Below are 16,865 nucleotides of genomic sequence, written 5' to 3'. Positions count from 1 at the left end.
GCATCGGCGGCAGGGAAGACATCGCGCTCCCGCTCGAAACCATCACCTAAACCTGGAGTTGATTCATGAATCAGTTGAATGAGCGCTATCTAGAGGATTTTGCAGTGGGGCAGACGTTCGGTTCAGGGCGGCTGCGCATCGATGGGGGACGGGCCATCGCGTTCGCTGCCGAGTTCGATCCGCAGCCTTTCCACCTCGAAGAGGCGGAGGCGCGTCGTTCGATTTTCGGTGGACTGACCGCCAGCGGCTGGCACACCGCTGCTGTGACGATGCGGTTGCTGATTGAGACCGAACTCAAGCCGGCTGGCGGCTACGTCGGCGCTGGCCTCGACGAGTGCCGCTGGCCCCGGCCAGTGCGCCCCGGTGACGAGTTGCGCATCGAGTGCGAGGTGATCGAGGTGCGACCGTCAAAGTCGCGTCCAGAGCAGGGCCTGATCAAGGTCCGAACGACCACCCTGAACCAGGACGACGAGGCCGTGCTGGTGTATGTCGTGAACATGGTCGTGCTGCGCCGGAAACAACATTCGAGACAACCGACAACCGCCTTGGGATAGAGATGAATATGGGCATCGGTTTCATCGGCTTAGGTGTCATGGGACAGCCCATGGCGCTCAATCTGGCCCGCGCAGGCACACAACTCATTGTCTGGAATCGCTCCGCTGACAGATGCGAGTCTTTGCGAGCGGCGGGCGCAACCGTCGCGACAAATCCTGCCGAGATATTTGAACGGACCCGCGTGGTATTCCTGATGCTGGTCGACGGCGACGCAATCGACGTCGTCCTCGGCCGCGGCACGCCGCATTTCAGCGCGAACGTTGCGCGCCACACGATCGTCCACATGGGGACGACCTCGCCCGACTACTCGCGCGGACTCGAAGCCGATATTCGCAACGCCGGTGGCAGCTACGTGGAAGCGCCAGTCTCGGGCTCGCGCAAGCCCGCCGAGACGGGCCAGCTCGTAGCGATGCTGGCGGGCGAAGAAGCGGCCGTCGAAAGCGTCCGCCCTCTACTCGAGCCAATGTGCCATCAGACGATTGTGTGCGGCCCGGTTCCGAGCGGGCTTCTCATGAAGCTCGCGGTGAACCTGTTTCTGATGACCACGGTCACCGGCCTTGCGGAAGCGGCTCATTTTGCCGAACGGCATGGTCTGGACATGCAGCAGTTCCGCGCCATCGTCGACGCCGGTCAGATGGCGAGCGACATCTCCCGCGTGAAAATTCTCAAGCTGGTGATGCGTGACTTCGATGTCGAGGGGTCGATCATCAATGTGCTGGAAGTCAATCGATTGATTGCGGAAGCGGCCAGAGAAGCCGGGGTCGCGTCACCGCTATTGGATGTCTGCTATGCGCTATTCGGCGAAACGCTGGCTTTGGGGCACGGCCAGTCCGACATGGCGGCTGTCGTCCGCGCACTCGAGGCAAGAACCGATTCCGGAAAATGATCGCGTTCGTACTCCTCCCACACACTAAGCCAATAACTTCATGGCGGCGTCGACGAGGTCGGCCTCCAGATCAGCTGGCTCCGCTATCAGGCCGGTGACGTACGCGCCGTTGATGAGCAGCGCGATCTGAGACGCGGTACGGTTGGGATCACTGACGCCCAGCTTGACAACGATGGTCGCGAGCCTTGCCCGCAATTCCTCCTTGTTGTTCCGGGCGATGACCCGGCCTGGATGGTTGGCATCAGGAAACTCCGTCACCAGGTTCAGGAACGGACAGCCGCGAAAGGCCGGGTGCCCGATCCGCTTCGCGATTCCGGATAGCAGCGCGTCCAGCAGGGCGCGCGGGTCATGAGCGTGCAGCTTTTCAGTGCGATCCCACCACGTCCAGAACGACCGATCTTTTTCGGTGGCGAAGGCGGCGATCAAATCGTCCTTGGAGTCAAACAGGCGATAGAGGCTGGTCTTCGACACGCCAGATTGCTCGACGACCGTGTCAACACCGATGGCGCGGATGCCCTCACGGTAGAACAACTCACTTGCCGTCGCGAGGATACGCTCGCGCGCACTCACTTCGCCCTTTGGCGGGGCACCCCGCCGGGGTCGGGCTCCTGCCTTCATATCCGCAAGCTCCTCTCATTCCGATTTTCTGGTTGACAAAGTAACAGACTTGTTCGTAACCTTCAAGTTACAAACAGGTCCGTAACTTTCTGGAGGGCGGCCATGCGATCGATCGAGGCGAAAACTTTTTCGGGCTATGGCGGGCTGCTGCAGACCCATTTGCCCAAGCCGAAACCGGCAGAGGGCAGGGCGCTGGTCCGTGTCACGGCGGCCGGTGTCACGCCGCTCGATCACACGATCCTGTCAGGTGGGCACCCTCGGGCCACGGCGCCGCTGGTCCTCGGCAACGAGGGCGCCGGTGTCATCGAGGATGCTGGCGATTCGGGGCTCGCGGTGGGCAGCCGCGTGATGTTCACAGGACCCTACGGGGTTCGTGAGAATGGCGCGTGGCAAGAATGGCTGCTGGTGAAGCCCGATGATCTGGCGCTCGTGCCCGACGCGATCGACGACGTAGTCGCGGCCAGCCTTCCAGTGGCCTGGCTGACGGCACAGATCACGCTGACGCTGGCCGGATTCGAGCCGGGCATGACGGTGCTGGCTCCGGGGATCGGCGGATCGGTAGGCAACGCGACCTGTCAACTCGCGCGGGCGAAGGGCGCCGGCAAGGTGCTTTCGACGGCCGGCAGTGCGGCCAAGGCCGCCAGGGCGCGCGAGCTTGGCTTCGAGCACGTGGTCGACCTTAGTGCAGAAGGCCTCGCCGACGGCGTTCGCCGGATAACGGACGGCAAGGGCGTCGATATCGTCATTGAGAGCATTGGCGGGAGCGTGACCAGTGAGGCGCTAACGAGCCTTGGTCCCGGTGGTGTCCTGATCACGTTGGGCTACTCCGCTGGACGCAGAACCATGATCGATGTGACGGACCTCATCTGGAAGCGCGCGCGTATGGAAGGCTTCTCTCTGTTCGCCCAGTCACCGGCTGTGGTTGCTACCGCGTGGCAGGACATCCTCTCGCTGATCGCCAGCGGATCCGTCAAGCCGATCGTCGAGCGGGTCTATCCCCTCGCCGAAGCAGGCGAAGCCCTGCGTCACCTGATAGAGGATCGGCCGTTTGGCAAAGTCATTTTAACGACGTGACCGACAGGACAAGCGGATATTCACAGCTCCCGCGCGCGCCTTTTCCATTGGTGCGATCCCCGCGCTTCGGTCGAAGCGGGTCAGGCGATGAGCGGACGAGGTTTCCTCGACGCGATGCAACCATGAGGAGGTCGTTATGTTGAATTGGCAAGTGGGCGCGGTGAAGATTACCTGCGTGGTCGAGATGCTGATGACCCTCCCCTACGATCCGGAGAGCTTCTTCCTGCGTGACGCGACGCCAGAGGCGCTGAAGGCCAGCCCCTGGCTCTATCCGCACTTCGCCAACGAGGATGGTTCGCTCAACGTGTCCGTCCAGGCCCTGCTGGTGGAGGCGCCTGGGCTGAGGCTGATGGTCGACACCTGCATCGGCAACGACAAGCCGCGCCGTCTGGTGGGCGGAAACCCGCTGGCGACGCCGTTCCTGCAACACCTGGCGGATGCGGGCTGGAGCCGCGACGACGTCGACGTCGTGGTCTGCACCCACCTGCACGTGGACCATGTGGGATGGAACACCATGTTGGTGGACGGCAAGTGGGTTCCGACCTTCCCCAAGGCCCGCTACCTGATTGGCAAGCGCGAATTCGAGCATTGGAGCAACGAGGGCGACGAGGAGCAGCAGGCGATCATGGGCGACAGCGTGCGGCCGATCTTCGACGCGGGCCTGGTCGACCTGGTGGAGATGGATCACCGCATCTCGCCTGAGGTGCGCCTGACGCCAAGCCCCGGGCACACACCGGGCCATGTCAGCGTAATGATCGAATCGGAAGGGCAGAGCGCGGTGATCACCGGCGACGTTGCCCACCATCCCTGCCAGATGGCGCACCCCGAGTGGGCCACGAGCCTCGATAGCGACATCCAGGCCGCGATGGCCACCCGCGCAAAGTTGTTCGCCGAGTGGGCCGACCGCCCGATTCTGGTTATCGGCACCCACTATGCCGCGCCGACAGCTGGACGCGTGAAGCGCGACGGGGCGGCGTTCCGGTTCGAGCTCTAGCTGCCGGAGGGACAAGGAGATGATCGACTGGCTGGCCGGCGTTGGTCGGCACGCGCAAACCACCCTCGAATGCAGCTGAGCATGGGCGCTCGGTTATTTTTTGGCAACTGACCGCCAGCCCAGAGGCGTTGCCAATCGGAATTAGCAATCAACGGAGGATCGCTATGGGTAAGTTGCAGGGAAAGGTGGCCGTCATCACCGGCGGCTCGTCGGGGATAGGCTTCGCCGCCGCGAAGCTCTTCGTCGCCGAGGGCGCATACGTTTTTATCACCGGCCGTCGCCAGAAGGAACTCGACGAAGCCGTGAGGGCCATCGGGGACAATGTGACCGGCATCCAGGGAGACGTCGCCAAATTGGCTGATCTTGATCGTCTCTATGAAAGCGTCAACGCGACAGGACGAAGAATCGACATTGTCTTCGCCAACGCCGGCATCGCTGAGTTCGCCGCCTTGGGCAATATCACCGAAGCGCATTTCGACAAACTGTTCAGTACCAACGTGAAGGGATTGCTCTTCACCGTCCAAAAGGCTCTGCCGCTCTTGAATGACGGCGGATCCATCATTCTCACGGGCTCCGTCGCGAGCGCCAAAGGGACGCCCGCCTTCGGGGTATACGGCGCGACCAAGGCGGCTATCCGCAATTTCGTGCGAGGATGGACCGTGGAGCTGAAGGACCGTGGCATCCGTTCAAACGTCCTTAGCCCGGGCCCAATTGATACCCCGATCATTGATCAGCAGCCTCAGGACGCTATTGCGAGGATCTTATCTACCATCCCGATGGGACGGATGGGGAAAGCCGACGAAGTTGCCAAAGCTGCCTTGTTTCTGGCTTCGGATGACTCCAGTTTCGTCACGGGCATCGAACTCTTCGTGGATGGCGGCAGAGCGCAGATCTGATCGTCGATTGATTCGCTCCGCCCGCCGCATGTTCGGCGCCACGGGGCATATCGCCAGGGTGGGATGTTCAGGCTGGTCGGTCGCCATACGCTCTACCTGCACTGATGACAGCAGCAGGCCCGATTTCGCAGTGACGGGATCGCGACTTTATCGGTCGTCCAGGGTAATCGACGTGTGCTTCAGCACCGAAGTGGAACACCGGAGCCAAGCTCACCCAGACGGCCGCTCAAGGAGGTGCGACGTGCGTTCCGCTATTCACTACTGGACTTCAGGAAGGCCGGATGAGTCACCATCGCGCGAGTGTTTTCCACGATCGCTTGCGCGAGTTCCGGGTTGCCCACCGCGCGGGCCATGCTTACAGCGCCCACTATTGCCGTCAGGATGGCGGTGGCTCTTGCGGTGGCAGCGCTGCCTCCACCAAGCGCCTGAGCAATCTGCTCCACGTTTTTCTCGAACTGACCGGCGATAACCTGGCGTACTTCAGGCCCGGCGTACCGGGCTTCGCCCGCCAACGCGCACATCCCGCATCCGTCACCTGGATTCTCGATGTGCTCCGGGTCGAGCCAGACAGCCGCAACCTGCGCAACGGTCGGCTTTTTCTTTACCCGGAAGAATTGGTCTATGGGCGCCTGGCCGTGCTGCATAACCCGGTCGGCGGCTTCCGCAATCATGGCTTCGCGCGACCCGAAGTGCGCGTAAAAGGCGCCCTTGGTCAGTCCCGCGCTTTGCATGGCGTCCGCGACACTGACGCTGTCCAGGCCGTGCTCGCTGATTTGCCGTGCCGCGGCATCGAGAATGCGCTCCCTGCTGCGTGCCTTGTCTGCCTGTGAATATCCCAAGGTTCCTCACGAAGTAGCTTGACATTGTGCCGTACGTTCGTAATACTGATTCTGCATTACGACCGGACGGCAGATTATAGCTCAAGCGGAGCGCAGTCTGGCGTGCACGTGCATATGTAAATGGCGGAGACGCCGGGAATCGTGAGTACCCCGGACCTCGACTCGACGCCGCTACCAACGTGAACTTCGTGTGGGAATCAGCCATGAAAACGGCAGCGCAACTTTTGCATGAATTCCCCCCGCTCGTTCGCAACCCGAAGGAGGCCGCCGCCTTGTTCGCTGAAGATGGAGTTTTCGAGCTTCCGTATCTGGCGGACCTCGGCATGCGGTGGCAATACAAATGGCGCACCGAGATTGCATCCCGGTATGCGTTGCCTCTCCAAGTTGTTCCTGGTGGGAGTTTCGAGACATCGTGGTGCTCATCGACACCCCGGAGCACCCATTTGCCGAATACAAGGTGGAGGCACTCGCCGTCGCGACGCAGCGGCCGTTCAGGCAGCATTTTTTTCGGCTACTTCCACGTCGAAAATGGGCAAATCAAGCTGTTACGCGAAGCGCTGAACATCGTCGCGACAGCGCGCGCGTTCTTCCCCAACGGATTGGCTGACGTTCCGCAACCCGAAGCCGTATAAGGCATGCCCGGGCACCGTGCCTACTCAGGTGTCCATCGAAGAGGAGAGTCATCATGAAAGCCGTCGTACTCACCGCTTATGGCGACCCCGCAACTGGACTTGAATTCCGCGAGTTGCCCGAACCCGCCGGTCCGGGCGCGGGACAGGTGTTGGTTGGAGTCGAGTATGCCCCGATCAACTTCAGCGACATGCTCGTCGCGCGGGGCCTGTACGCGCTGCATCCCGAGTTGCCGTCCGTTATCGGCAACGAGGGTGCGGGGCGGGTGTTGGAGGTCGGTACAGGAGTCGACAGCGTCAGGGTCGGCGACCGCGTGACTCTCCCGCTGGGCAGCTTTACCTGGCGCGAGCGGATGGTCGTCGACGTGCAAGGTATGGTCGCGCTTCCTGCCGATGCCGACCCTCGGCAGTTGGCAATGCTTAGCATCAATCCGCCCACCGCTCATCTGCTGCTCGAGACGTACGTGCAGTTGCGGCCGGATGACTGGATTGTCATCAACGCGGCCAATTCGGCCATAGCGCGCTGGATAGTCAGTTTCGCCAAGCGAAAAGGTGTCAAGACTCTTGGCTTGGTGCGCCGCGCCGAGGCTATGAGTGCCGCGCGGGAAGCGGGATGCGAACTAGTCCTCCTGGACGACGAGAACGCGCCCGAGAAGATGGCCGAAGCGCTGGGCGTAAAGCGCATGCGGCTTGCGCTGGACGCCGTCAGCGGCGAGGCCACTGGCCGCCTGGCCACGTTGCTGGGACCAGGCGGCACCCTTGTGTCGTACGCCGCCCCGAGCTTTGCGGCCATGACGGTTGGCCCGTTCGACGTCATCTTCAATGACCTGACCGTTCGTGGCTTTTCACTAGGTAATCCGGACTTTGCCGGAAAAATTCCCAGCGCCATCACACAGGCGGCAACGATGGTGGCTTCGGGCGAAATCACCATTCCACTGGCCGCGACATATCGGCTTGAGGAAATCGGCGCGGCAATCGCCCATCAGGCGAGAGGCGGAAAAGTTCTTCTGAAAGTTGGGGACTAGATGCAACGTGCTAATCCCTGGCCAGCCACGCCGGCGACATTGCCCACCCTCCCTGCCAAATGGAGCACCCCGAGCGGGCCGCGAGCCTCGACAGCGGCATCCAGGCCGCGACGGCCACCCGCGCAAAGTTGTTCGCCGAGTGGGCCGACCAGCCGATTCTAGTTATCGGCGCCCACTATGCCGCGCCGACGGCCGGGCACGTGAAGCGTGACGGGGCGGCGTTCTGGTTCGAGGTGTAGAACCGGACGATCTCGTCGGAAAGTTCGTACTGAACCGCTGCGGCACCGATCACGCATTGTCCGGCCAGGTGAAGCTGACCTCGACCGTGTCGCTGACATCCTCAATTCAGGCGAGAAGATCGACATCTATGGGGGTTCGGGATGCCGTGGCGCCCACGCCGAAATCCTTGCGGTAGCCGAGCGCCTCAAGGCGCCCATTGCACACACGTCCCGCGCCAAGGACGTGCTTGAGCACGACAAGCCGTACAACGTCGGTATGACAGGCATTATCGGCGGCGAAGCGGGCTATCTGGCGGTATCCGAATGCGAGACCTTGTTGATGCTTGGCGCCGACTTCGCGTGGCGGCAGTTCTACCCGGAGAAGGCCACGATCGTTCAGATCGACCTCGCTTCCGATCATCTCGGCCGCTGGCATCCGGTCACGCCAGGACTGGTTGGAGATATCAAGTCCACGATGGAGGCGTTGCTGCCACGCCTTAAACCGCCGACATCGAGCAGAAGTCCGAGGGCATGCTCCCACTCTATACCGGTCTACAAAACCCTGACTTCGGCAAGGTCGCCGAGGCGATCGGATTATGGGGGCGCACGGTGGCGAAAGCCGATGAGCTCGAAGAGGCAGTCATCACATGGCTGAACGAGCCGGGCCCCGCACTTCTGAAGGTCAAGGTCGATACGATGACGCTCGTGATGCCGCCGAAGATCGAGTGGGGTTCTGCGTACGGCATGGTCCTGTATTCAGCGAAGGCCATGCTGCAGGGGCAGTCCGCCGACGTGTTCGCCATGATCCGCGAGAATTTATAGGACTTGCCGGGTTAAGCGGGGCGGGCAGACGAATCGATCACCGTCTGCACGACCGCGCAGAAGCGCAGGATAAGCGAGCGCGAAGCGTCCTCATTTCCCTGTTTGGCTGTCTTGCCCTGGCGGGAGTAGACTCGCCGGGGTTGCTCCGTGATACCACGCCGATCGTCGCTTTGTGCCGATGCATGCGCGTGAACAAAAGGAGTCGGAAATACAGTTCGAGTGGCGTCGGGGAATTCGAAAATGCGTCTGTCAAAGGTTGATCTGAATCTCTTCGTTGTCTTCGAAGCCGTCTACAGAACGCGAAACCTGACGCGCGCGGCGGAGATGCTATTCATCACTCAGCCAGCTGTTAGCAATGCGTTGGCGCGGATGCGCAAGGCATTCGACGATCAGCTCTTTGTCAGTACGTCGGCCGGCATGATACCGACTGCTGTTTCGGAAAACATCATCGGCCAGGTTCGTGAGGCGCTGCAACTGCTTGACTCGAGTACTCACGTCGGAGGACGCTTCGACCCCGCCTCGTCTGAGCGTACGTTCCGGCTCAGCATGACCGACCTCACGGAGGCGCTCCTTCTGCCCGCACTGGAGGAAGTGCTGCAGCGACAGGCTCCTGGCATCCGCATCGAAAGCTACTTCACGACGCGTAAAGAGGTTCCGGAAGCGCTAGCCAGCAGTGCGGTCAATCTTGCGATCGACGCGCCGCTGATTGATGACCCATACGTCGAGCAGGAGCCGCTGGGCCGCGACCGGTATGCATGCATGCTGCGTCACGACCATCCGTTTACCAGGAAGAAGCTGACGATCGATGACTACCTCAGGTTCGGTCATATCCACGTATCCAGCCGCCCCCAGGGACCTGGTCTCGTCGATGCGGAACTGAACAGGCTGGGCCTCAGGCGATCGATTCAGACACGGGTTCAACACTATCTGGTCGCCCCGTTGATCGCGATGCGAACCGATCTCGTCCTCACGGCCCCCCTTGTGCTCCTTCGGCGGTATGACGCGCGAATCCTGGCGCTGCCGTTCGATCTTCCGGATCTCGAGTCTCATTGCTACTGGCATCGAAGCGTGACCGGGGACCCGGCTCATCGCTGGCTGCGCGAGCAGGTTGGCCGTCTCATGCGGGAAATGAACCAGTAGCCAGGGCCTGCGAGGCCTATGGGGTATACGTGCCCGGTGTCACGAAAATTTATTGTCGGCTATCACGACAATAAATTTCCCGAATGACGCGGCGCTGGGTATTCTGCTAGCCATGTTGAAACGAGGTTGGTATGGCAGAACTCTATCTTGTACGGCATGGTCAGGCGTCTTTTGGCGCCGAAAACTATGACGAGCTATCTCATTCCGGTCGTACCCAATCGCGTTGGCTCGGCGAGTACTTCGCGCAGGCGAAATTGCGGTTCGATCGCGTTGTCATCGGAACGATGCAGCGGCATCGTCAAACTGCCGATGCTATTCTCGCCGCAATGGGGGGGCCGCAAGTCGAGATCGCGCAAGACGCGGGTTTGAACGAATACGATTTCCAGGCATTGTTCGCAGCCCTCGGCGACGAGGGTTTGCCGCTGGGTTTGTCTGCAGGTCTGTCGGCCACAAGTTCAAAAAAGGACTTTTACAAAGGACTCAGGCACGTGCTGCAGCTTTGGGCCGATGACCGTTTGCCTGGCCGTGTTCCAGAGACATGGCATCAATTCCAGACGCGTGTCCAGCGTGCGCGCATCGACATCCAGCGGGCTGGCGGCAGGCGCGTTCTGGTGGTGAGTTCGGGTGGTCCGATTGCGGTAAGTGCCCAACAGGTTCTGCAGGCGCCTGCTGCGACCGCAATTGCACTGAACATGCAGATTCGAAACAGCAGCGTTTGCCAATATGTCTTTAACGACGGCGCGATGTCTCTAGTCAGCTTCAATTCGCTGCCTCATCTCGAACGTGCCGAGAGGCATGAATTTGTCACCTATGGCTGACCTCAGTCGGGATTTGCGCAATATGAACTACCCCCACGCTCACTTACGTTCGCTGCCCCCCGAGGGGGCCGTTGCCTCCCTTTGGGCGGCCCGGCGGGAGGCAACATGAATGCCAGCCTTCAATTCGACATCGAAGATCTCACACGTTATCTGACGGTGCACGTGCCCGGGTTTCAAGGGCCGTTGTCCGTCGAGAAATTTCCCGGCGGACAATCCAATCCGACGTTTCTTTTGAAGGCGCAAAGCGGTCACTACGTGCTGAGGCGTCAACCTCCCGGCGCACTGCTCAAGTCCGCACATGCCGTTGATCGGGAGTTTCGCGTGCTGTCGGCGCTCGGCCGGACACCGGTCCCTGTCGCCTGTGCCATGCACCTTTGCGAGGACCGTGACGTCATCGGTAGCCTGTTTTACGTCATGAGCTACGAAGACGGGCGAATCTTCTGGAATCCGGCGCTGCCCGAAGTGCCCGTCGAGGAGCGTGGCTCCATCTACGACGCACTGCTCGGCACGATGGCGGCTCTCCACGGCGTGGATATCGACGAAGCCGGATTGTCGGACTACGGCCGCCCTGGCAACTATTTCGCGCGTCAAATCGACGTCTGGACCAGGCAATATCGCGCCGCGCAGACCGATACATCGGAGGCGATGGAGTCGCTGATCGAGTGGCTGCCTGCCCACTGCCCGCCGGAAGCCGGAAAGCCTTCGCTCGTGCACGGAGATTTCCGTATCGACAACCTCATTTTCATGCGCGATGCGCCGCAAGTTCGCGCTGTTCTCGACTGGGAGCTATCGACGCTGGGCAATCCACTGGCTGACATCGCGTACTTCTGCATGTGTTTGCGGCTCCCGCCGGGCAGCCATATCGCCGGACTCGAGGGCTTGGATCGAGGGGCGTTAGGGGTGCCGGACGAGGCCTCGATTGTCGAGCGATATTGCGAGCTCCGGGGAATTTCGTCGATTGAGAACTGGAACTTCTACCTGGCGTTCAGCTTCTTCCGGCTCGCCGCTATCGCACAGGGCGTGAAGAAGCGGGCCTTGAGCGGCAACGCATCGAATGAAAAGGCGCGACAGGTGGGGGAGATGGCTGGGGTGCTTGCGAAGATGGGCGTTGACCTGATCTGAACGCAGGCAGGAAAAACGGGATGTAGACATATCGGAGATGATTGTGACTACTAATTTGTTTGATCTGAAAGAAAAGATTGCTCTGGTGACGGGCGCCAGCCGGGGGATCGGTGAGGAGATCGCCAAACTTCTCGCCGAGCAGGGTGCTCACGTGATTGTGTCGAGCCGCAGGCTGGAAGATTGCGAATCTGTGGCACGCGAGATCAAGGAAGCGGGCGGGAGCGCTGAAGCGAAACCGTGCCATGTCGGGCGTGTCGAGGACATTCTCGCGATCTTCCAGCATATTCGTGCACGGCATGGCCGTCTGGACATCCTCGTCAACAACGCAGCGACGAATCCGTATTTTGGCCACATTCTTGATACCGATCTGTCGTCATTCGAAAAAACGGTGGAAGTCAACTTGCGCGGTTACTTCTTCATGTCTGTGGAGGCGGGCAAGTTGATGCGGGAGCACGGCGGCGGTGCGATCGTCAACACGGCTTCGGTCAATGCATTGCAGCCTGGCGACAGGCAGGGAATCTACTCGATCACCAAAGCCGCCGTTGTCAACATGACGCGGGCATTCGCGAAGGAGTGCGGGCCGTTGGGGATTCGAGTGAATGCGCTGCTTCCCGGATTGACCAAAACCCGATTTGCGGGGGCACTGTTCGAGGATCAGGCCACGTACGAAAACTGGATGTCGCGCATTCCGCTGCGCCGCCACGCGGAACCTCGTGAGATGGCGGGTACGGTGCTTTACCTGGTGTCCGACGCTGCGAGCTATACCAATGGGGAGTGTGTCGTCGTCGACGGTGGACTGACGATCTAGTCAAGTGGTCGAAGCACGCTGTTGGCCGCGCTGCTGGCCAATGCCTCGACGACATTAATCAGGATTATGGAAGCGTAAAAATGGATTTCGCATACAGCCCGAAGGTCGAAGCGCTGCGCACACAGGTGCGTACGTTCATGGAAGCTCACATCGTTCCGCGCATCCGGCAATGGCACGAGGAGGTGAATGCCGGTCAATATCCAGTTTCCTTTATGGAGACCTTGAAGGAGCGAGCGCGTGAAGAGGGTCTCTGGAACCTGTTCCTTCCGCATCTGCGCGATGACGAGCCCGGTACCCGCCTGACCAATCTCGAGTACGCGCCCCTCGCTGAAATCATGGGGCGGGTGTCGTGGGCATCGGAGGTGTTCAACTGCAATGCGCCAGACACGGGCAATATGGAGCTGCTCCATATGTTTGCCACGCCCGCTCAGCGCGAACTGTGGCTCAAGCCCCTTCTCGACGGCAAGATCCGCTCGGCGTTTGCAATGACGGAACCGGCGGTGGCTTCCTCAGACGCGACCAATATCACGACGTCGATTCGTCGCGACGGGGATGACTATGTCATTGACGGCCGCAAGTGGTTTATCACGAATGCAGCACACCCGAATTGCAAGCTCTTCATCGTGATGGGCAAAACGGATCCGGACGCACCGAGCCACCGTCAGCAGAGCATGATTCTCGTGCCCCGCGATACACCCGGCGTCAAGGTGATCCGCAATATCACGGTGGTCAATCACCTGGCACCGGAAGGACACTGTGAGATCGAGTTCAAAGGGGTGCGCGTACCCCGGTCGAATCTCCTCGGTGAAGAGGGCAGCGGCTTTGCGCTCGCGCAGGCGCGCCTTGGGCCGGGACGGATTCACCACTGCATGCGTTCGATCGGCGCCGCGGAACTGGCGCTCGAGTTGATGGTGGAACGGGCCCAGGCGCGCACGACATTCGGAAAGATGCTGCACGAGCATGGGTCTGTCGCCGAATGGATCGCGAAGTCCAGAATCGAAATCGATCAAGCGAGGCTGTTTGTTCTAAAAGCCGCGTGGATGATCGACAACGTGGGTGCGAAGGAGGCGCGCAAGGAGATCTCGATGATCAAGGCGCTCGTACCGGGTGTTCACACCGCCGTTTGCGAGCGGGCGATGCAGGTGTTTGGCGCGATGGGGCTGAGCCCCGACACGCCATTGGCCGATAGCTGGACGTGGGGCCGTGCGTTGCGGTTCGCAGACGGCCCGGACGAGGTTCACTTGCAGAGCATTGCACGAATGGAAATCAAGGCGCAGCCCTATGAGCAGGGGAAGGATAATCCCTACCTGATGGCTTCGGCGTAATGCCTGGAGCCAGTTTCAAAGAGTGACCCTGCGGGGGGCCTGGGCGGCGAGTGGCATGAATATTCTCAACGTTAAGGCCCTCCAGGGAGGTCGATCCCCCGCAGTGCGTTGAGCTTCCATCGCCAGGCGCAAGATGTGCCAATGCGGTTTCCGGTGCGTTGGCGAGACGACTAGCACTCGCCGTCAGATCCCCCCAACAGGGACCGCGTTTCCTCTGAGGGCTCCGCAGTAAGTACGCTTTCAAAGGTGTCCATCAAGCTGGACACCGCGTATTGCGGGGACCAGAGTCCTCCCGAATCGCCACTGTCCCGGCTCGCTTCCCACGCTGCAAGCGAGGCATTGCCGTAGATGCCGACGAGCGACAGTCTGTGATCAACGATTGCCGGCGGAATATCGGAAAGCAGGTTTCGGAGCAGGGCGTTGCAACGCTGATAACCCAGATTCCACTTGTTTTCCAGCGCCTCCCGCAAGAACGCGCGATTGTTCAACTGCAAGTTGGCAATCATGCGGATGTACGTCGCCTGACCCGTGCGATCCGCCAGCTCAAGCATCGGAAAGAGCAGCGCGCCTAATACCGCTCGCACGTTTATCCCTTCTTCTGCCTCCAGTCTGTCGAGCCGCGCCTGACGGTCTTCGTCTATCAGGCGCGCACCGTCGACTACCAGCTCACGTGCCAGTTCCAGTTTGTTCCCGAAGTAGTAGCGCAGCGAGGCGCTGTTTCGCTGCCCTGCGGCGGAGATGATGTCCTGCACGGAAACCCCGTCCAATCCACGCAGCGCGAACAGGCGTTGGGCTTCTTCTTTTAAGCGAATTCGTGTCTCCGCCCCATCCGAGCGAAGGGTTTTCCCTGATGTCGTCATTACTTTACCGTGTCGAGTTAATTAACTACACTGGCTTAACTAACCCAGTTGGAGAAACTTAACATGAAAGTCGTAGTTGTTGGAGGAGGCATTGGTGGCTTAACGACCGCTCTGGCGCTGCTGCGCCACGGCATCGAGCCGATTGTACTGGAGCGTGCCCCGCAATTGACGGAGGTCGGAGCGGGCGTTCAGATCGCCGCGAACGGCACGATTCTGCTCCGGGAACTGGGGCTCGAGCCGGCGCTGGCGAGCATTGCGACCGTGCCGGAGCGCTTTGACTACCTCGAACTGTCGACAGGGCGTCTCCTGTACGTTGCTCCATTGGGCAAGGAGGCAGAGGCACGTTACGGCGCGCTGCTCTACAACGTCCACCGTGCCGACCTGATCGACTTGCTCGCGAAGGCCGTACCGCCCAATGTGATCCGGCTGGGGGCGCAATGCGCGTCGGTTTCCCAGGACGAGGAGGGCGCCTGCGTCACGCTGCAAAATGGCGAAGTGATTCGTGGCGACGCCGTGATCGGCGCGGATGGCATTCACTCCGCCGTTCGGACGGCCCTCCGGGGACCCGAGGAGAAGCAGTTCGCCAATATTCTGATGTGGCGCTCGCTCATTCCTGCCGACCGGCTCAAGGGCCTGAAGTTGCCGGTGGCGGGGAACAACTGGTTCGGCGTGGGCAGGAATATCGTCTCGTACTGGGTGCGCAAGGACCTCTACAGCATTCTTGCGTCGGTGCCGGCAACCGAAGTGAGCCGCGAGTCGTGGACGCAGTCGGGGGACGTCGCGCAACTGCGGCGCTCGTTCGCGGGTTCCGAGCCAACCGTCCAGAAAATGCTGGAAGCCGTCGACTCAACGTTCATCACGGGGATGTACCACCGCGATCCAATCGAACACTGGAGTACCGGACGAATCGCCCTGCTCGGCGATGCTGCGCATGCGATGGTGCCCTACCTGGCGCAAGGCGCCTGCCAGGCGATCGAAGACGCCTGGGTCCTTGCCACCTGTCTCAAGAACCATGGCCCGGCCGGCGTTCAGGACGCGCTGCTGGAATACGAACGGCGCCGCCAGCCGCGTACAACGCGGATTCAGGCCGGAGCGCGATTTGTCGTCGATTGGGCACACGAGCCCGACGAGGCGCGGGTACGCCAGCGCAACGGGCGACTCAAGGGACTCTCGCGTATCGATCCGCTGGCAGAGGCTTCGTGGTCGTTCGCCTGGGGGCACGACGTCCTCGAGGCCGCCAGGCTGCCACCGGGCGAGGTCGTAGGCTTGAGCGCGGCACGCGAAGGAAAGCGGATGGCGCGCCCCGAGAGCCAGCGCGCTTTCGATCTCTGGAAGGGCGTGTTCAAGCCGGATGACATTGCGCGTGGCGACCGGGGGCAGCGTGCGGCCTACGAACGGTTCCTGCTGGAGCAGTTCCCGGCGCCGGCAAGCACCGAAGTGACGGACGTCGATCTTCACGGGGTGAGCGCGTTGCGTGTGGTTGCAGCGGGAGCCCCTCACAAGGCGACCGTGTTGCATTTCCATGGCGGCGGCTACGTGCTGGGTTCGGCGAAGAGCTCGATTGAATACGCAAGCCGTCTCTCGCGCGCCCTGAACGGTCCGTGCTACACGGTCGACTATCGCCTTGCGCCCGAGCATCCGTATCCGGCGGCATTCGATGACGCCTTCAGCGCGTATCGCGGCTTGCTCGCTTCGGGTGTCGATCCGTCGACGGTGTTCCTGAGCGGCGAATCGTCCGGGGGCGGCCTCGCCCTGGCGCTGGCTGCTGCGTTGCGTCGCGCGGGGCTGCCGTTGCCGGGCGGCGTCATTGCAATCTGCCCGCTCACCGACCTCACGCTTGGTGGCCCCTCCGTCATGGCGAATTCGGGAGACGACCCGGCCACGAATCGCGAGACGTTGTCCAACCTCGTCGCGTCTTACTTCCAGGGCCATGAGCCGACCGATCCGATGGTGTCGCCGCTGTTCGCGGACCTCGCAGAGCTTCCGCCGGTATTCCTTGCGGCCGTCGAGGGAGAGGTGCTGGAAAGCGACACGACTCGTTTTGCGGAGCGGGCAAAGGCAGCCGGCGCGAACGTGAAGTTGAAGATGGTGGCCGATTCGGTTCACGTCTTCACGCTCTTCCCGTTCTTGCCGGAAACCGCCGGGACGCTCGAAGAAATCGGCCAGTGGAGCCGCGAGCTCCTTCAGAAGTAGAGAGACGCATCCGCCTCGCGCATGGCGCCAGGTTCGGATGCGA

At 61.3% G+C, this 16,865-nt stretch carries 18 protein-coding genes and 1 pseudogene; 16 read left to right on the top strand and 3 right to left on the bottom strand.

Annotated features, from left to right (window positions below; genetic code table 11):
* Positions 1-65: 65 nt before the first annotated feature.
* A complete protein-coding gene (locus P3T21_RS30885) occupies positions 66-554 on the top strand; it encodes a MaoC family dehydratase (RefSeq protein ID WP_429259738.1) in 489 nt (162 codons plus the stop codon).
* A gap of 8 nt (positions 555-562) precedes the next feature.
* Positions 563-1,441 (top strand): NAD(P)-dependent oxidoreductase, encoded by an 879-nt coding sequence (locus tag P3T21_RS30880; protein ID WP_429259737.1) that lies wholly within the window; start codon positions 563-565, stop codon positions 1,439-1,441.
* A gap of 24 nt (positions 1,442-1,465) precedes the next feature.
* Here P3T21_RS30880 and P3T21_RS30875 read toward each other — a convergent pair whose 3' ends face one another.
* Positions 1,466-2,059, bottom strand: coding sequence for a TetR/AcrR family transcriptional regulator (locus tag P3T21_RS30875; protein ID WP_429259736.1), 594 nt, complete (start codon positions 2,057-2,059; stop codon positions 1,466-1,468).
* Positions 2,060-2,161: 102 nt separating this feature from the next.
* On the opposite strand from P3T21_RS30875, the gene P3T21_RS30870 reads away from it, so the two are divergent.
* From P3T21_RS30870 to P3T21_RS30860, 3 genes are all read left to right on the top strand, one after another.
* Positions 2,162-3,133: a quinone oxidoreductase family protein gene (locus P3T21_RS30870; RefSeq protein ID WP_429259735.1), complete on the top strand. Its 972-nt coding sequence runs from the start codon at positions 2,162-2,164 to the stop codon at positions 3,131-3,133.
* A gap of 136 nt (positions 3,134-3,269) precedes the next feature.
* Entirely contained in the window at positions 3,270-4,127 is an 858-nt protein-coding gene (locus tag P3T21_RS30865) for an MBL fold metallo-hydrolase (RefSeq protein ID WP_429259734.1), read from the top strand.
* Positions 4,128-4,291: 164 nt separating this feature from the next.
* Entirely contained in the window at positions 4,292-5,023 is a 732-nt protein-coding gene (locus P3T21_RS30860) for an SDR family oxidoreductase (protein ID WP_429259733.1), read from the top strand.
* Positions 5,024-5,274: 251 nt separating this feature from the next.
* On the opposite strand, the gene P3T21_RS30855 is transcribed toward P3T21_RS30860, so the two are convergent.
* Positions 5,275-5,862 (bottom strand): TetR/AcrR family transcriptional regulator, encoded by a 588-nt coding sequence (locus P3T21_RS30855; RefSeq protein WP_429259732.1) that lies wholly within the window; start codon positions 5,860-5,862, stop codon positions 5,275-5,277.
* Between the two features lie 203 nt (positions 5,863-6,065).
* Here P3T21_RS30855 and P3T21_RS30850 point away from each other — a divergent pair, with 203 nt between their 5' ends.
* The 10 genes and pseudogenes from P3T21_RS30850 to P3T21_RS30805 all read left to right on the top strand — a co-directional run bounded on the left by P3T21_RS30850 (position 6,066) and on the right by P3T21_RS30805 (position 13,769).
* Positions 6,066-6,494 carry a hypothetical protein gene (locus tag P3T21_RS30850; protein WP_429259731.1) on the top strand — a complete coding sequence of 143 codons (429 nt, stop codon included), beginning with the start codon at positions 6,066-6,068 and terminating at the stop codon, positions 6,492-6,494.
* Positions 6,495-6,547: 53 nt separating this feature from the next.
* Complete coding sequence (locus tag P3T21_RS30845; protein ID WP_429259730.1) at positions 6,548-7,516, top strand: zinc-dependent alcohol dehydrogenase family protein; 969 nt, start codon at positions 6,548-6,550, stop codon at positions 7,514-7,516.
* 59 nt (positions 7,517-7,575) lie between these two features.
* The gene (locus P3T21_RS30840) at positions 7,576-7,755 is read left to right on the top strand and encodes a hypothetical protein (RefSeq protein WP_429259729.1); all 180 of its coding nucleotides are present in this window, start codon (positions 7,576-7,578) and stop codon (positions 7,753-7,755) included.
* Positions 7,724-8,161, top strand: a pseudogene (locus P3T21_RS30835) (ubiquinone-dependent pyruvate dehydrogenase); the annotation flags it as partial. The gene P3T21_RS30840 and the pseudogene P3T21_RS30835, both read left to right, overlap by 32 nt.
* Positions 8,162-8,265: 104 nt before the next feature.
* Complete coding sequence (locus tag P3T21_RS30830) at positions 8,266-8,556, top strand: thiamine pyrophosphate-dependent enzyme (RefSeq protein WP_429259728.1); 291 nt, start codon at positions 8,266-8,268, stop codon at positions 8,554-8,556.
* A 240-nt stretch (positions 8,557-8,796) separates the two neighbouring features.
* Positions 8,797-9,696, top strand: coding sequence for a LysR family transcriptional regulator (locus P3T21_RS30825; protein WP_429259727.1), 900 nt, complete (start codon positions 8,797-8,799; stop codon positions 9,694-9,696).
* A 131-nt stretch (positions 9,697-9,827) separates the two neighbouring features.
* Positions 9,828-10,514: a histidine phosphatase family protein gene (locus tag P3T21_RS30820; protein WP_429259726.1), complete on the top strand. Its 687-nt coding sequence runs from the start codon at positions 9,828-9,830 to the stop codon at positions 10,512-10,514.
* 105 nt (positions 10,515-10,619) lie between these two features.
* A complete protein-coding gene (locus P3T21_RS30815) occupies positions 10,620-11,636 on the top strand; it encodes a phosphotransferase (RefSeq protein WP_429259725.1) in 1,017 nt (338 codons plus the stop codon).
* Between the two features lie 43 nt (positions 11,637-11,679).
* A complete protein-coding gene (locus tag P3T21_RS30810; protein ID WP_429259724.1) occupies positions 11,680-12,444 on the top strand; it encodes an SDR family oxidoreductase in 765 nt (254 codons plus the stop codon).
* Between the two features lie 80 nt (positions 12,445-12,524).
* Entirely contained in the window at positions 12,525-13,769 is a 1,245-nt protein-coding gene (locus P3T21_RS30805) for an acyl-CoA dehydrogenase family protein (protein ID WP_429259723.1), read from the top strand.
* Positions 13,770-13,939: 170 nt separating this feature from the next.
* On the opposite strand, the gene P3T21_RS30800 is transcribed toward P3T21_RS30805, so the two are convergent.
* Positions 13,940-14,629: a TetR/AcrR family transcriptional regulator gene (locus tag P3T21_RS30800; protein ID WP_429259722.1), complete on the bottom strand. Its 690-nt coding sequence runs from the start codon at positions 14,627-14,629 to the stop codon at positions 13,940-13,942.
* 63 nt (positions 14,630-14,692) lie between these two features.
* Here P3T21_RS30800 and P3T21_RS30795 point away from each other — a divergent pair, with 63 nt between their 5' ends.
* Entirely contained in the window at positions 14,693-16,822 is a 2,130-nt protein-coding gene (locus P3T21_RS30795) for an alpha/beta hydrolase fold domain-containing protein (protein ID WP_429259721.1), read from the top strand.
* The last annotated feature ends 43 nt before the right edge of the window (positions 16,823-16,865 follow it).

It is taken from the genome of Paraburkholderia sp. GAS334 (assembly GCF_050436625.1).
Lineage (GTDB): Bacteria > Pseudomonadota > Gammaproteobacteria > Burkholderiales > Burkholderiaceae > Paraburkholderia.
This window is presented reverse-complemented; position numbering and strand designations above follow the sequence as displayed.

Excerpts from the sequence above, each read along its gene's own strand:
- P3T21_RS30885 (WP_429259738.1), top strand. The coding sequence starts at position 66 with ATGAATCAGTTGAATGAGCGCTATCTAGAGGATTTTGCAGTGGGGCAG.
- P3T21_RS30880 (WP_429259737.1), top strand. The coding sequence starts at position 563 with ATGGGCATCGGTTTCATCGGCTTAGGTGTCATGGGACAGCCCATGGCG.
- P3T21_RS30875 (WP_429259736.1), bottom strand. The coding sequence starts at position 2,059 with ATGAAGGCAGGAGCCCGACCCCGGCGGGGTGCCCCGCCAAAGGGCGAA.
- P3T21_RS30870 (WP_429259735.1), top strand. The coding sequence starts at position 2,162 with ATGCGATCGATCGAGGCGAAAACTTTTTCGGGCTATGGCGGGCTGCTG.
- P3T21_RS30865 (WP_429259734.1), top strand. The coding sequence starts at position 3,270 with ATGTTGAATTGGCAAGTGGGCGCGGTGAAGATTACCTGCGTGGTCGAG.
- P3T21_RS30860 (WP_429259733.1), top strand. The coding sequence starts at position 4,292 with ATGGGTAAGTTGCAGGGAAAGGTGGCCGTCATCACCGGCGGCTCGTCG.
- P3T21_RS30850 (WP_429259731.1), top strand. The coding sequence starts at position 6,066 with ATGAAAACGGCAGCGCAACTTTTGCATGAATTCCCCCCGCTCGTTCGC.
- P3T21_RS30845 (WP_429259730.1), top strand. The coding sequence starts at position 6,548 with ATGAAAGCCGTCGTACTCACCGCTTATGGCGACCCCGCAACTGGACTT.
- P3T21_RS30840 (WP_429259729.1), top strand. The coding sequence starts at position 7,576 with ATGGAGCACCCCGAGCGGGCCGCGAGCCTCGACAGCGGCATCCAGGCC.
- P3T21_RS30830 (WP_429259728.1), top strand. The coding sequence starts at position 8,266 with ATGCTCCCACTCTATACCGGTCTACAAAACCCTGACTTCGGCAAGGTC.
- P3T21_RS30825 (WP_429259727.1), top strand. The coding sequence starts at position 8,797 with ATGCGTCTGTCAAAGGTTGATCTGAATCTCTTCGTTGTCTTCGAAGCC.
- P3T21_RS30820 (WP_429259726.1), top strand. The coding sequence starts at position 9,828 with ATGGCAGAACTCTATCTTGTACGGCATGGTCAGGCGTCTTTTGGCGCC.
- P3T21_RS30815 (WP_429259725.1), top strand. The coding sequence starts at position 10,620 with ATGAATGCCAGCCTTCAATTCGACATCGAAGATCTCACACGTTATCTG.
- P3T21_RS30805 (WP_429259723.1), top strand. The coding sequence starts at position 12,525 with ATGGATTTCGCATACAGCCCGAAGGTCGAAGCGCTGCGCACACAGGTG.
- P3T21_RS30800 (WP_429259722.1), bottom strand. The coding sequence starts at position 14,629 with ATGACGACATCAGGGAAAACCCTTCGCTCGGATGGGGCGGAGACACGA.
- P3T21_RS30795 (WP_429259721.1), top strand. The coding sequence starts at position 14,693 with ATGAAAGTCGTAGTTGTTGGAGGAGGCATTGGTGGCTTAACGACCGCT.